Source organism: Halomonas sp. SpR1 (genome assembly GCF_031010175.1).
Taxonomy (GTDB): domain Bacteria; phylum Pseudomonadota; class Gammaproteobacteria; order Pseudomonadales; family Halomonadaceae; genus Vreelandella.
Genome location: NZ_JAUAMB010000001.1, coordinates 104,684 through 118,664 on the forward strand (window position 1 = coordinate 104,684; position 13,981 = coordinate 118,664).

Below are 13,981 nucleotides of genomic sequence, written 5' to 3' on the forward strand. Positions count from 1 at the left end.
CCCCTGGGGTCATTCTTGCTGGTGAAGAGGGATGCGTTGCCATTCGGCCTGTTGACCGGTGGCGGTATCCCGCTGGGTCTCAACGCTATTGCCGCGCGATGACATCTTGGTTGCTTTGTCGAAGCGCTTGCGGCGCTTGACCATGGGCGGGCAACGCTGGTCGTCGTGGTAGGTCACTTGGCAGTCGAGACAGTAGTGGCACTCATTGGCATTGATGCGGCCGTCCGGGTGGATGGCGGCCACTTCGCACTCATTGGCACAGATCTGGCACGGCGTACCGCAGCTACCGCGGTGGCGCTTGAGCCAGTCGAACAGGCGTAGGCGAGAGGGGATTGCCAACCCGGCGCCTAACGGGCACAGATAGCGGCAATAGAATTTGTGGTTGAAGGCAGAAATCGCCACCAAGCCCAGGGCATAAACAATGAAGGCCCAGTCACGTTGGAAACGCAGTGTGATCGCAGTCTTGAACGGCTCCACCTCGGCGTAGCGTTCGGCGGTGCCGAGCGAATGTAGCGAGACAGCGAACAGGGCCAGCAGGATAATGTACTTGATCGCCCAGAGCCGCTCATGAAGGCCGAAAGGTACTTCTATCTGCTTTACTTTAAGTTTGCGTGCGATCTGGTTGACCAAATCCTGCAAGGCGCCGAAGGGGCATAGCCAGCCACAGAACACGCCGCGCCCCCACAGCAGCAAGCTCACCGCCACAAACGACCAGAGGATGAACAGCATTGGATCGATAAGAAACGACGACCAACTGAAGCCACTGATCAGCGAATTGGTGAAGGTCAGGATATTGACGACTGAAAGCTGGGCCAGCGAGTACCAACCAATAAAGACCAGGGTGTAGACCTTGAATCCCTGACGCAGCGGATTCAGTACCCTTGGGTGACGCGCCAGCACGTCCTGGAATAGCATGATGCCGGTGAGTACCAATAAGCTGGCACCCAGTACTCCAATCTGAAATGCTTTGTCCCGCCATACCTGCACCCAGATAGGCTCTTCCACAGGTGGCTCAGGCCGCTCTATATAGGCTTCGGGAATACTGTAATCGGCACTGAAGCGACTGAATTCGGTGTCCAAAGGGCCAGATGCGCGGCGTACCAGTAATTCCAGCTGCCAGGGTTGCCCGGGGTCAAAGCCCGCTTCTTCGCGAACGATGAAGATATCGCGCTCGGCCAATGAGGGCGCACCGTCGAGAGCCAGATCACCCAGACGGATGTGATCGCAATCATGAAAGCTGACTCGGGTATTGCCCTGGGAAAGCTCGATGCGATCAAAGATGCCGCCGCGCACATACCCAGAGCCCTTAAAGGAGTAGTCGCCCCGGCCCATGACGGCAACGGCATGCTCGTCAGGCCCCAGCTCGGCCATAAGCTGCTCATAGCCGGTATCGCCCAGCAGGTTGCGGCCAGCGGTTGGTGGGTTGAGGTAGGTGTAAAACAGCTCGATGAAGGTCTTATCAGACGGCTGTGGCGAGCGAAGGTAATCTTCGGCAGGCGTGCCAGCAAAGCTTTCATCGACCTCGCCATGGGTAAGATGCAGGCGGCGAATGGTGCCGTCGCCGGTCAGTTCTTTCCAGTCGGCGGGGGCGAAAACATCGTCGCGTACCTGCGCCGCCGGGGTGAGCGATAGGTCGGCAATCAACTGCTGTTCGGCGGCCACTTGCCTGGCACTGCGCATGATGGTGTCGCTAACGACGATGACGGTCACCGTCGCGCCAGAGATGGCGTCGAGATTGTCGCCGACCCTGAGCCTGTCATTAACGTGGGCCGATAAGTGCTCATTGGCGAAGCTATTCAGCTTCGACTCGGGAATGCCCACCAGCATGATCGGCTCTGAATGACTGAGGACGTCGGCCTGAACAATACGTCCATCCAGGTCTATTGCTACCAGCATATTGACCGGTTTGCCCGAGTAGGCAGGGATTGGAGCGACCTCTACACTCTCAAAAGCATAACCGAGCAGTTGACCGTCGCCATCAAGCACCTGGCTTACTGGCCACTGGGAATCCGCTGCCTCAAGGCGCTCGGCATTGGGAAACCCCTCGCGCACCTGCTCCAGTTCGATGGCTTGGGCGGGCAGTGTTATTGCCAGGAGTAGCAGTAAGCTAATCCAGATGCCGGTAATACGGCGCGGGTAAGCCACAGGGGGCATCGTGGTTTCCTTTCGGGTCAAGAGCGTTATAGAACCGGTTCTAGCAAGTGGTCGACGGCAGCTTTCACTTCGTCATCGCTCAAGCCCAATTGACCTCCCTTCGGCGGCATTGCCTGAAAACCGTTAATAGCGTGGTCGTACAGAGTGTCCGTGCCCTTTTCCAGGCGTGGCTCCCAGTGCTCGGCATTGCCACGAATGGGAGCTCCCGCGGCACCTGTCATGTGGCAAGCCATGCAGGCTTGGTTATAGGTGGCTTCGCCATCCGCATGAGCGGTAATCGAAATAGAAGCAACAACACCGAGCAACAGCATGGACGCGAGGGTTTTCATTGAAGTATTCCTTATGCATCTTTTGGGTTGAAATTGCCGATTCGGCAACGTGGCAATGTGGTTTATAGAGGGATACGGGTTGCTGGATACCGATTTCTCAAGTACGAGAAAAGGTATGAAGTTCACTTTAAAGAAAGGAGGGGAACTTATGTTGACCTAGATCATTTTTAGACTCGTGTACCCCTACAGAGCACTGGCTTACCCCTTAGTGGGTAGGTGATAACGTCAGTCGTTATAGTGATTGCAACTCGAAATTCAGACGATTGGCAATGCACCACGGCGCTTATGGGCGTGGCGATGTAGAGATGGTTTTACAGCAAGGATTATTTCAACATGTTCAAGTACTGACGCAGCACTTCGGCATTATTGCGGCGCTCGTCCTTAGAGGCAAACACCAGAGTAACCCGCTCTTTCTTGGCACGTTGTGCAAGCTCACGAAGAGCCTCGCGATAGGGCGTTAACTCTTTGAGGTAGCGACGGCGGAAGTCACTCCAGTCGAGAGAGCCATTATGAAACACTTTGCGAAGCTCGCTGCTTGGGGCGACCTCCTTGCGCCATTCATCGATTTTGGCTTCTTCCTTGGACACCCCACGCGGCCAGATTCCGTCGACTAGGACACGATAACCATCGTTGCTGTGAGGTGTCTCGTAGGCACGTTTCAATTCGATACTCATCGTTACCTCGTTAGTCACTGGGTTACTCAATAAACCTAGCTAATTAATAGCTCCCGTTCTACCTGAACCTTAGTACGCCCAAACAATCGCCATTAGTAAACCCCACGCCAACACCCCGGCGGCCATAACGGTGTAAGTAGCGGACATCGTTGTTACGTCATTTGTTGAGCGTTTACACAGAGCTTGCAGCCCGTGGTAGACCAAGCTGCAAGAGATACCTAGTGCCACCAGCACTACCAGAGCATTGAACAACAGGCTGGGGATTAACAGAGCAATCGCTGCTGACCAAAGTGGCAAAGGTGCTAGGGCTGCCACCAAATAAGCGTCGTGGTAGCTAATCGATAGATCGCGATCGCTATTGACCACCGCATGAATTAGCCAGCCCATTACCAAGAAGGTGAGCAGTTCAGCCAGGAACAGAATGGTGGTGATGAAGCGCCACTGCCGGTCAGCGAAGCCCGGTGCGAAGATATCCCCGTAGTGGGTGCCAGCGTAATAGAGCATCACGGGAGGTAACAACGACATGGGCAGCACGATGCACCAAGCTAGAGTGGCGATTGAAGGATGGCGTTGCTGGAGGTCTTTCCACCCTGCTAAATGAGAAAAGGGCAGTTGAATAATGGTTAGAGGGTTCATTGTCTAGCCTCGCGGTCAGTTGTGATCGTTATAGGTTTAAAATATCACAATGTGATATTAATGTTCAGAATTAAGGCATATTGGTATTTTGTCAAGAGTGAAATTTAATTCATCCTGTTTTAAGAGAGCGTCACCCACATCAGCAGCATTGGCATATGCCCGTCTGGAACCTGAGAAGTCATAGCATCGCTTCCCTTCCCTCTGAAGCTGCTAAGCACTGGTGCAAATCGTACAGAGTGCTCGTACATGCTTATTAAGAACAAGCTGCGTTCTTGCTCTTTTCAATTAGCAATATTGAATGTGACAAAGTTTTTGCTCTTGCCAAAAATTGATCTGTGGCAAGGTTGCCAGGGGTGTTCTTCTGCTAACATTAAAATGTAAATAATATGCATCTTAAAAAATAATGCCTTTCGGCTTGCCAGCCAAAGGCCTATCAAGTCTAGCAAGGGAGTATGGCTTATGGCTGATGGAATGACTAAATCAGCGGCCCGCAATATTTTCTACGGTGGTTCGTTGTTCTTCTTCCTGCTATTTGCTGCGCTAACGGCTCATAGCCATTGGTACATGGCCAATGTCTCTACCGACAGTGAAGGCCTTACCGAGTCCGTGAAGCATGGCAAAGAAGTGTGGGAAAAAAGTATGTGTATCAACTGCCATAGCATCATGGGGGAAGGCGCCTACTTTGCTCCTGAGTTGGGAAACGTCTGGGAGCGTTATGGCGGCCATAAAAATCCTGAGGCCGCTCGAGCAGGTATTAATGCCTGGATTCGTGCCCAGCCATTGGGGATCGAAGGTCGCCGCCAGATGCCCGCCTATGACTTTAGCGAAGAAGAGATGAACTCGTTAATCGACTTCCTAGAGTGGACAGATAGCATCGACGACCAGGACTGGCCCCCGCATCCTGCTGGCTAAAACACCCAGACAGCGGATGAATAAAGGAGAACCGCACAATGAAATATGAAACCCAGAAGGTCGCCTTGCCTTTCTTTATGGTGGCCATGGCGTTATTTACACTACAAATTGTCTTCGGGCTGCTGGCCGCCGCCGTCTATGCTTGGCCCAACTTCATGGCCGAGGTGATGCCCTTTCATATCATGCGTGTCAGCCATACCAATCTGTTGATTGTGTGGCTATTGATCGGTTTTATGGGCTGTACCTACTATTTGATGCCAGAGGAAGCCGAACGGGAAATTCATAGTCCCAAGCTGGCGTATATCCAACTGGCGATCTTTGCTTTTGCCGGGGCCGCTGCGCTGGTCGGCTATCAGTTCGGGATCCACGAAGGGCGGGAGTTTCTGGAGCAGCCGTTCTGGGTGAAAATACTCATTACCATTTCTTTTCTAATGTTTCTGTTCAATACCAGCATGACACTGCTCAAGGGGCGCAAGACCGCTATCAATCTGGTGTTGATGCTGGGGCTTTGGCTAGCGGCGGTGTTCTGGTTATTCGCTTTCTACAACCCGAGCAATCTGGCGGTAGACAAGCTCTACTGGTGGTGGGTGGTGCACCTCTGGGTGGAAGGTGTATGGGAGTTGATTATGGCTTCCTTGCTGGGTTACCTGCTGATCAAGATGACCGGCGTGGATCGTGAAGTAATCGAGAAGTGGCTGTATATCATTGTTGGGCTGGCGCTATTCTCTGGCCTGCTGGGCACCGGGCACCACTACTACTGGATCGGTGCGCCTGGCTACTGGCAGCCTATCGGCAGTATCTTCTCGACGCTTGAAGTGGCGCCTTTCTTCGCCATGGTGGTCTTAGCCTTTACCATGTTCTGGAAGGGCAGCCGTAACCACCCTAATAAAGCGGCCATGCTATGGGCGCTAGGCTGCCCGACTATTGCCTTCTTTGGCGCGGGTGTATGGGGCTTTATGCATACACTCTCGTTCGTGAATTACTACAGCCATGGTACTCAGGTGACCGCCGCGCATGGCCACCTGGCTTTCTACGGCGCCTACGTAATGCTGATACTTGGCGTGATTACCTACGCCATGCCACAGATTCGCCGCGTACAGCCGTACAACCAGGTACTGAACATGTGGGGCTTTTGGATTGTTACCAGTGCCATGTGCTTTATGACCTTTACCCTGACCTTCGCCGGGGTTGTACAGACACATTTGCAACGCGTCATTGGCATGAATTACATGGAAGTACAGGATCAGTTGGGCTTGTTCTACCTCATGCGCCTGGGTGCCGGCGTAGCCGTAGCCGTGGGGGCGATCATGTTGCTCTACTCCTTCTTCGGGCCTGCTCGTGAGCAAGTGCCAGCAGGGGGTACTCAGATGACTGCTGGGCCAGGCTCTATCTAAACTCAACGGTCCTGCGGGGCCGTTTTTGCTGCCTTTTTAATCTTTTTCGGCAATGGAGTGTCCCCATGCCTCTCTCTTCCGTCGCTAATTGTGTCGATGAGCGTGATATACCCTTCTACGAAAGTGTCGGCAATGAATGCAGTATGTTCGAGCACGCCTTTCGGCAACGTTTGCCACTGCTACTTAAAGGCCCCACTGGGTGTGGTAAGACGCGCTTTGTTAGCCATATGGCCGCCAAGTTAGGGCGTCCACTATTCACTATTTCATGTCATGACGATCTAACGTCAGCTGACCTTACTGGCCGCTACTTGTTACAGGGCGGTGAGACCCGCTGGGTCGATGGCCCGCTTACTCGCGCAGTGCGCGAAGGGGGAATCTGCTATCTCGATGAGGTGGTAGAGGCGCGTAAAGATGTCACGGTGGTGCTGCATCCGCTTACCGATGACCGTCGTTTGTTGCCGTTGGAGCGTACCGGTGAACTGCTTGAAGCGCCGGATGATTTCATGTTGGTGGTGTCTTATAACCCAGGCTATCAGCATATTCTCAAATCGCTAAAACCCAGCACTCGCCAGCGTTTCCTTGCCATGTCGTTTGATTTTCCACCTCCCAAGGTGGAACGCGACATCGTCGCTCGAGAGAGCGGCCTGCCAGACGATCAGTGCGCCGCGCTGGTCAATCTTGCCGCCAGCCTGCGGGCCATGAAGGGGCAGGATTTAGAAGAGGGCGTTTCCACTCGCCTGCTGGTTTACTGCGCTACCCTGATCGCCGCAGGAGTGCCTATTTTGGAAGCTGCCCGCGCCACCTTGGTGGAGCCGCTAAGCGATGACGCAGATGTGCAGGAAGGGCTGATGGAAGCCATTCAAGCGACCTTTGGATGAGGGCACTGCATGCTTGAATTTCTTGAAGTCGAAGAGTTTGTCGGCAGGCATTGGCACCGCTGGGCTTCTGGTGCGGCAAGCTACCCTGACCATCCTGAAGCTGCAGTATACCTTGAAGCGCTGCGTCCCATGCTCGGCGTCTTCTTTCGCGCCGGGGGCGGCGAGGCGGGTATTGAGGTGGCCGCGATTGCGGGGCGCAGTTCTTCGCATCGCTTGTCGCTACGCCAACGGCTTGGGCTTGACGAAGAAGTACTTGATCAAGCGCGGCGCGATGAAGAAAGCCTGCTATTACCACCGCGCATCGCGCTGTTCGAAGAGGCTTCCTTAAACCGCGATCTTTATCTTTGGTTGGTCGCTTACCTGGTGAGTGCCCGACGAATGTCAATCGTTGAAGAACCGCTGCAGAGTGACCTTCTTCAGTTATGTGAGGCGCGCCGGGCGACGAAGGTGGCGCTTACCCGTTTTCCGGGGCTTGCTTCGCGTCACGCCAAGCTATGTGAGGCATTACTGGCCATTCGACCGCAGCGCAAGCGGCTGCCCCCCATGGAAGCGGCATTGGAGACGACGCTGCGCGCACTGCTCGGTGGCCCCGTGCCTCAAGAGGGCTGGGCCTGCGACATGTACCGTGCCATAGCCAACGGCGGAGAATCCCTGGGTGACTTTCATGCCCCTCGGGGCTACCGGCCACCGTTGCCGGTACCGCTATGGGGGCTGGCAGTGACCCTGGGTACGAATCGAGACGCACGAATCGAACAGGAGGATGATGAGACGCCGGTTACAGGAAAAAACGCCCCGGAAGATGACCATGGGAAGCGCAAGGCCGACCGCCGTGAGCAGGATCAGGCCGACCGCGATGACTCTTTGATGCTCAATGCTTCCGAAAAGATGCTCTCCTGGGCCGAGATGGTCAATCTCAATCGTCATGTAGAGGATGAAGAAGATGATGAGGCCAAACAGGCGGCCGATCAGATTGATGAAATTGTGCTCAGTGCCAACCGTAAGAAGGCGGCTTCCAAGTTAAAGCTTGATCTTGACCTGGTTCCCGATGAAGTCAGTGGGGGATGGCTGCGTGGGCGCCATACCTATCCGGAATGGAATCATCGTAAGCAAGTCTATATGCCTGACCATTGTGTGGTACTCAGCGATGTCCAGAGCGAAGAAGGGGAGACCTGGCAGCCGGATGAAACGACAAGACGGCGCATTCGCCGTGTCAGACGTGAGTTTGAAGCACTCAGGCCGCGCCGTGAGACGCTACGTGGCCAGCTGGATGGCAGCGAGTTGGATATGGATGCTGTTATTCGCTCACGCTGCGATCTCGCCGCAACCGGTGAAGCCAGCGATCGTCTCTATCAGGCTAGCCGCACCCAGGCGAGGGATTTGGCGGTTTCAATCCTGGTCGATGTATCGCTTTCCACCGAGGCGTGGCTGGAAGACCGGCGAGTGCTGGATGTGGCCAAAGAGGCGCTGTTGGTCTTGGGTCATGGCCTTGCGGGGTGCGGCGATGATTATGCTATTCACAGCTTTACCTCACATCGCCGTCAGCGTGTTTGGGTCAATACGCTGAAAAGTTTTGATGAGCCCATGGGCGAGCGTGTGTCACGACGGATTGCCGCACTAAAGCCCGGCCACTATACGCGCATGGGGCCCGCTATTCGGCATCTTTCCCAGGCGCTTGCCAAACGGCCTAACCGACATCGGTTGCTATTGCTATTGACCGACGGCAAACCTAATGACACCGACTATTATGAAGGGCGCTATGGTATTGAGGACACGCGTAAAGCGGTGCTTGAAGCGCGACGGGAAGAAGTGCGCGTGTTTGGGGTAACGATTGACAGGGAGGCGGGGCGTTACATTCCTCACCTGTTCGGGCGGGGTGGTTATGCCATTGTGCAGCGACCCGAGCATCTCTCCCTGGCGCTGCCGAGTATCTACCGCCAGATTATTGCTTCCTAAGGAGGTTTTTCATGTCTCGCCGGCGTTTCGTCGTGGCAATTAGCCTATGGTCTTTGGTCGCGTTAGGCGTCATTGTGCCGCTGGTATGGCTTATCAATAACCGTGATTGGGGAGTGGCGCTAATGCTGCTAGTGCCCTTTGTCGTTTACGGCCTGATGCGCCTGGGCCGGCTGCTGGAGACCTGGGCCAATACAGCGCATCGGTCTTCGGGCGCTTCGGGTTCTGATTCCACGCTGCGCTGAAAACTACTCGGGCTATCATGTTATGTGAAAGCGACCGACCAGATAGCCTGCGGCGATCAGCGTTAGCGTTAGCAGCGTCAGGGCAATGAAAATTCCCTTCCAGACTAAGGTAGCTGCGCGCAAGTTTAAATAGACCATTAGCACACGGTGGGCTTTGAAACCGGTCGCCATCAGTACCAGGGCGGCTGACCATAGGGGAAGCGCCTGCCAGTCGGTGGTCTGATCTAGCCGAGCTGACACCATGGAAACCACGGTCAGCGCCATTAATAAGGCCCAGGTAATCAGCAAGCGTCGTGTACCGGGGAGTGCCGTCATTGCTACCTCAGGTTTATCTAAGTAGGTAAATCAGCGGATAGAGCAGAACCCATATCAAGTCCACCATATGCCAGAAGGCTGCCGCCGTTTCTATGTTCTCAGTCGAGGCGCGCCAGCTTACCAAGCCCAACAGCAACAAACCGAACACAACGTGAGCAAAATGAAAGGCGGTTAAACCGTAGTAAAAACCGAAAAAGACGTTGGTTTCTGGCATTAACCCGGCAGCAAATTTGTCAGCGTACTCAATGCTCTTGATAACGCAAAACGCCAGGCCCAGCAGCATGGCTGCAGCTAGCCACTGTCGGCTGCGCCGAAGTTGCTTGGCGCTTATTGCCTCCACGGCAAAAGCGACACAGAGCCCGCTGGTTAGCAGCACCAGCGTATTGATGCCGCCTAACACAGGGTCGAGCTGTTGTTGTGAGGCATTGAAAAGGGCGGGGTCAAGGGCGCGCTGGGCAGCGTAAAGCGCAAAGAAAGCGGTGAAAACCAGCATTTCGCTGAGAATCAGCACCCACATCAAGGGATTGCCAGGTAATGCCGATAACGGCCCCCATCCGGGGTTGGGCAGGTCGCGACTCATTAACCCTTCCTAAGCAGAGTTATCTATAATCATGGTCTATTCGTTGTGCCAAAGAATATAAATAATATTTTATATGCATGTTAATTTCAGTGCAATATTTGACTTCTTTGACGCGTGTCAGTAACCAGCTCCACAGCAACGCTTAGCATCAGTCGCCTGGTGTTTGCCGATGAGGCCATTATCACGGAGTATTTGTTATGTCGTTGCTGCCCCTGTCTTTTTCCTTGTCCTCTTTTGCAATTTCTCCGCCTGTCACCGTTCATCAAGTGATTCGAACGCTTGATCCACGGGTTCCTTTTGCCATCAAACGACGTCTCGTGGAGCCCCTGCTCAACCGTACCTTCGCTATACCGCTTGCAGAGGGAGAGTTTGACGCGCTGGAAGGTCGACGCATTAGTCTCACTATTGCCGATTTAGGCGTAACGCTCAGCCTCACGCTTGAATCCCAGCGCTTGCTATTATGCCGCGAGAAGGGCGAGGCAACCATTCGTGGCGGCTGGCGTGAATTCTTGTGCCTTGCCACGCGCCGCGAGGATCCCGACAGTCTGTTTTTCCAACGTCGTTTGATCATTGAAGGGGATACGGAGCTGGGGTTGACGCTCAAGAATCTACTCGATGGTTGCGAGGAAGGCCTTGCACAAGGGCGTTTCGGGGAGTTGCTGCTGGGGCTGGAGCGCTTGGCGCGCAGGGAGTGACTTGATTCTACACTACTGAACTATGGCTAGGCGGCCCCGGCTATACTGCCGGGGCCGCCCAACATCAGGCAGCGTCGAGCGGGTGAGACGGCCCAAAGTGCTCAAAGTGGCGACGATCCTCGTCGACACCCAGTTCAGACAGCGCACTATTAATCGCCGTCATAAATCCTTGGGGGCCAACAAAATAGCAGCGTGCCTTAAGATCAGGCAGGTAGTGAGCTAATAAGCTGCGGTCGATACGACCGATATGTTCGGCTTCGTTGCCGCGCTCATGAATGCGCACGGCCTGAAGACGCTGAGGATACTCGTTTTTCAACGCCTCTAATTCGTCTTTAAAGGCCTGGTGCTCGGCATCCAAGGCAGCGTGTAGATAGGTGACCTGCCGCCCAAGGGACAAGGCTTGGCGCGCCATGGGGAGCAGGGGTGTTTGACCAACACCGCCGCTGGCAAGCAGTAGAGGCTCGTCGCCGTCAACCAAGGTGAGGTCTCCTGCCGGCGGTAACAGTTCCAGAGTGTCGCCTGGCGTTAGCACATCATGGAAATAGCGGCTGACGCGCCCCTGTTCTTCGCGTTTGATTGAGATTCGGTAGCTTCGGCCATTTGGCGTGTCCGAGAGGCTGTAGTGTCGGTAGACCGGCTCCCCGTCAATGGGGAGTCGGACACCGATATACTGACCTGGCTCATGGTCAGCCACGCGGCCCCCGTCCTCGGGTTCGAGTATAAACGAACGAATCAAAGCGCTTTCCTGCTGGGTGCTGGCGATCTTGAAACGACGTGTGCCGCGCCAGCCGCCGGGACGCTGTTCGAATTCGCGATAGCGCTGATCTTCGAGGTCGATCAGAAGGGCGGCAAGCTCGTTATACAGTGCGCCCCAGGCATCGGCGATTTCGGGTGTTACGGCATCGCCGAGTACTTCGCCAATGGCTGCCAGCAGGCACTCACCGACAATAGGATACTGCTCAGGAAGAATGCCTAATGAAACGTGTTTACTGACCACGACATCCAGAGTGGCGCGTGCTTGAGCAGGGTTACTGCGCAGTTGAACATAGGCCAACACGGCGTTGGCCAGGGCGCGGGGCTGACCACCACTTTGCTGATGAACTTCATTAAAAAGCGGCTTGACCTCTGGGTAGCGGATGAACATCAGTGGATAGAAGCGCTGTGTAATCGCATTCAGGTGTTCGGCCACGACGGGAGCTGTCGCGTTAATCAGCTTTTCCTGCTCATCTGTTAGCACGGATAATACCTCAAGTGTTAAGATTCATTACATATGCATCTTAACGCCAAAGAGCTAGAATTAACAACCATGAAAGGGTGAATGAAGGTTGCAGAAGCGCCTGCCATTGACCCTCTCTAGTTCAATCAGAGCATAAAGATGTATTTTTGATACTTGTCATGGTTTTGGTCATTAGCCTGACGCACAATGCACGTTACAGTAAATCAGTGGGGTATTTTGCCATGTCGTCCTTCACCTCCGCCCAGCCGGCCACTAAGCTCATGCAACGACCGTTGCTGCGCCTGGCTTTTCGGCCCTTTTTCCTATTGGCCGCACTGTTCAGTGTTGCATCTTTGCTGGTTTGGTTAGCCTTTTGGCATGGCAACATCCTGCTGCGACCCTATGGCGGCTTGGTGTTCTGGCATCAGCATGAAATGCTGTTTGGCTTTGCCGCGGCGGTGGTCGGGGGATTTTTGCTTACCGCTGTGCGTAACTGGACCGGATTACCGAGTTTAAACGGCGGCCCGCTATTGGGTTTGGTGCTGTTATGGCTATTAGGCAGGGTGCTGATGGCGTTCCCTATGGGGCTGCCGGGATGGTTGCTGCTGGCGGTTGACCTTGCCTTTCTACCCGTGGTCGCCGTAGTGATGGCGCGTCTGGTCATCACCGCAAAGCGTTGGCGCAACTTGATCTTTATTCCCGTACTGTTGCTGTTTGCCGCTGCCAACCTGGCGATGCACTTGGGGGTGATGAAGGGCAACGCCGAGTTGATCCGCCAGGCCGCCTACTTAGCCGTTCTGTTAATCACATTGATGATGACGGTTGTGGGTGGACGCGTGATTGCCATGTTTACCGCCAACCGTCTGGGACGCGCCAAACCTGAACCTATTCCGTTACTTGAAGGGGTGACGCTGGTTAGCACGGCCGGCGTAGTGCTGCTGCAATTAGCCATTATGCTGGGGGTTGCCGTTCCTGCTTTATTACTGGGCGGGGTAATGCTTTTAGCTGCGTTGGCCAATACTGTTCGCATGACGCGCTGGGGCGGGCTCCATAGCTGGCGCGAACCTTTACTTTGGGGGCTGCACGGTAGCTACGCCTGTATCCCGCTAGGGCTTATCATGTGGGGGTTGTCGCTCATGGGGCTGATGCGCACCGAACTTGCCGTGCACGCCCTGACTATTGGTGGCATGGGCACCATGATGCTGGCAATGATGGCTAGGGTTTCGCTAGGTCATACTGGCCGCCCTATACGCACCTTGCCGGGGATAGGTATGGCGCTGGGATTGATGCTAATAGCCGCCTTGGTGCGTTCACCCGTATTAGCATTTTTTCCTCAAATTACCCACTGGACTTATACGCTGAGCATCATTTTCTGGTGCGTGGCCTACGCCATATTTCTAATGCACTACACATGGCCACTGATGCAGGCGCGAGTCGACGGACAGGATGGCTGACGTATTAACGATCGGCGAGAGTGACCCGCGCACCGCCAAAAGCAAGGCTGCGTGGGTTTGCTACAGGACGGTTGTTAGTGAGGTGAGTGATGCCTACCCCGCAACGGCCCACCAGCCAAATCAGACAGGCAGTGAAATAGAGATAACCCAATGCCCAGGGGGCCATTGCCGGTAACCCAATCCACCCCAGTAAGTGCCAAAGAGCCGTGAATACCACCCCGCCGAGTACGCCTAACCAGAACGTCCGAATCTGAAACTGCAGATGGGAAGCGACCCACTCCTCTGCATCTTTTTTTTTCAGATGGGCGAGGAGCACCCCAATGGGGGCGGTGACTACAGCTAACACGCTACCCAAAAAGAGCATATAGACCACGATAGCCGTGCCCCGCCCACGGCTTTTCTTTACGCCATTTGAGGTGTCCGCAGTTGAGGGGGGCATAGTTGAGGTATGCATAGGTGTGGTGTGAATAGTTGATGTGGTCTGGGATTGGGAAGTGGAGGGCATGGATGATGGGGCGTTAGCCATACAGAACCTCATTTGGCAAAGTA

15 protein-coding genes are annotated in these 13,981 nt (G+C 54.6%); 7 read left to right on the top strand and 8 right to left on the bottom strand.

Going from position 1 to position 13,981, the window contains the following annotated elements:
• Window positions 1-9 precede the first annotated feature (9 nt).
• From nosR to QT231_RS00515, 4 genes are all read right to left on the bottom strand, one after another.
• Window positions 10-2,154: a transcriptional regulator NosR gene (gene nosR, locus QT231_RS00500; protein ID WP_308335004.1), complete on the bottom strand. Its 2,145-nt coding sequence runs from the start codon at window positions 2,152-2,154 to the stop codon at window positions 10-12.
• Window positions 2,155-2,180: 26 nt separating this feature from the next.
• Complete coding sequence (locus QT231_RS00505; RefSeq protein WP_308335005.1) at window positions 2,181-2,483, bottom strand: c-type cytochrome; 303 nt, start codon at window positions 2,481-2,483, stop codon at window positions 2,181-2,183.
• A 323-nt stretch (window positions 2,484-2,806) separates the two neighbouring features.
• Window positions 2,807-3,157, bottom strand: a complete 351-nt coding sequence (locus QT231_RS00510) for a DUF488 family protein (protein WP_308335006.1) — start codon at window positions 3,155-3,157, stop codon at window positions 2,807-2,809.
• A 69-nt stretch (window positions 3,158-3,226) separates the two neighbouring features.
• Window positions 3,227-3,793 carry a Yip1 family protein gene (locus QT231_RS00515; protein ID WP_308335007.1) on the bottom strand — a complete coding sequence of 189 codons (567 nt, stop codon included), beginning with the start codon at window positions 3,791-3,793 and terminating at the stop codon, window positions 3,227-3,229.
• A 459-nt stretch (window positions 3,794-4,252) separates the two neighbouring features.
• On the opposite strand from QT231_RS00515, the gene QT231_RS00520 reads away from it, so the two are divergent.
• From QT231_RS00520 to QT231_RS00540, 5 genes are all read left to right on the top strand, one after another.
• Window positions 4,253-4,705, top strand: a complete 453-nt coding sequence (locus QT231_RS00520; protein WP_308335008.1) for a cytochrome c — start codon at window positions 4,253-4,255, stop codon at window positions 4,703-4,705.
• 38 nt (window positions 4,706-4,743) lie between these two features.
• The gene (locus QT231_RS00525) at window positions 4,744-6,099 is read left to right on the top strand and encodes a cbb3-type cytochrome c oxidase subunit I (RefSeq protein WP_308335009.1); all 1,356 of its coding nucleotides are present in this window, start codon (window positions 4,744-4,746) and stop codon (window positions 6,097-6,099) included.
• Between the two features lie 65 nt (window positions 6,100-6,164).
• On the top strand, window positions 6,165-6,977 hold the full coding sequence (locus tag QT231_RS00530) for a CbbQ/NirQ/NorQ/GpvN family protein (RefSeq protein WP_308335010.1): 813 nt from the start codon (window positions 6,165-6,167) through the stop codon (window positions 6,975-6,977).
• Between the two features lie 9 nt (window positions 6,978-6,986).
• Window positions 6,987-8,930, top strand: a complete 1,944-nt coding sequence (locus tag QT231_RS00535) for a VWA domain-containing protein (RefSeq protein WP_308335011.1) — start codon at window positions 6,987-6,989, stop codon at window positions 8,928-8,930.
• 11 nt (window positions 8,931-8,941) lie between these two features.
• On the top strand, window positions 8,942-9,172 hold the full coding sequence (locus QT231_RS00540; protein WP_308335012.1) for a hypothetical protein: 231 nt from the start codon (window positions 8,942-8,944) through the stop codon (window positions 9,170-9,172).
• A 15-nt stretch (window positions 9,173-9,187) separates the two neighbouring features.
• Here the strand turns inward: QT231_RS00540 and QT231_RS00545 are convergent, their stop codons facing one another.
• Window positions 9,188-9,487 (bottom strand): hypothetical protein, encoded by a 300-nt coding sequence (locus QT231_RS00545; protein WP_308335013.1) that lies wholly within the window; start codon window positions 9,485-9,487, stop codon window positions 9,188-9,190.
• Window positions 9,488-9,500: 13 nt separating this feature from the next.
• Window positions 9,501-10,067, bottom strand: a complete 567-nt coding sequence (locus tag QT231_RS00550; RefSeq protein ID WP_308335014.1) for a cytochrome c oxidase subunit 3 family protein — start codon at window positions 10,065-10,067, stop codon at window positions 9,501-9,503.
• 197 nt (window positions 10,068-10,264) lie between these two features.
• On the opposite strand from QT231_RS00550, the gene QT231_RS00555 reads away from it, so the two are divergent.
• Window positions 10,265-10,762 carry an SCP2 sterol-binding domain-containing protein gene (locus tag QT231_RS00555; protein ID WP_308335015.1) on the top strand — a complete coding sequence of 166 codons (498 nt, stop codon included), beginning with the start codon at window positions 10,265-10,267 and terminating at the stop codon, window positions 10,760-10,762.
• A 64-nt stretch (window positions 10,763-10,826) separates the two neighbouring features.
• Here the strand turns inward: QT231_RS00555 and hmpA are convergent, their stop codons facing one another.
• Window positions 10,827-11,999, bottom strand: a complete 1,173-nt coding sequence (gene hmpA, locus QT231_RS00560) for an NO-inducible flavohemoprotein (protein WP_308335016.1) — start codon at window positions 11,997-11,999, stop codon at window positions 10,827-10,829.
• 221 nt (window positions 12,000-12,220) lie between these two features.
• Between hmpA and QT231_RS00565 the strand changes: the two genes are divergently transcribed.
• Entirely contained in the window at window positions 12,221-13,432 is a 1,212-nt protein-coding gene (locus QT231_RS00565) for an NnrS family protein (protein ID WP_308335017.1), read from the top strand.
• A gap of 4 nt (window positions 13,433-13,436) precedes the next feature.
• Here QT231_RS00565 and QT231_RS00570 read toward each other — a convergent pair whose 3' ends face one another.
• Window positions 13,437-13,958 (bottom strand): hypothetical protein, encoded by a 522-nt coding sequence (locus QT231_RS00570; RefSeq protein WP_308335018.1) that lies wholly within the window; start codon window positions 13,956-13,958, stop codon window positions 13,437-13,439.
• Between the last annotated feature and the right edge of the window lie 23 nt (window positions 13,959-13,981).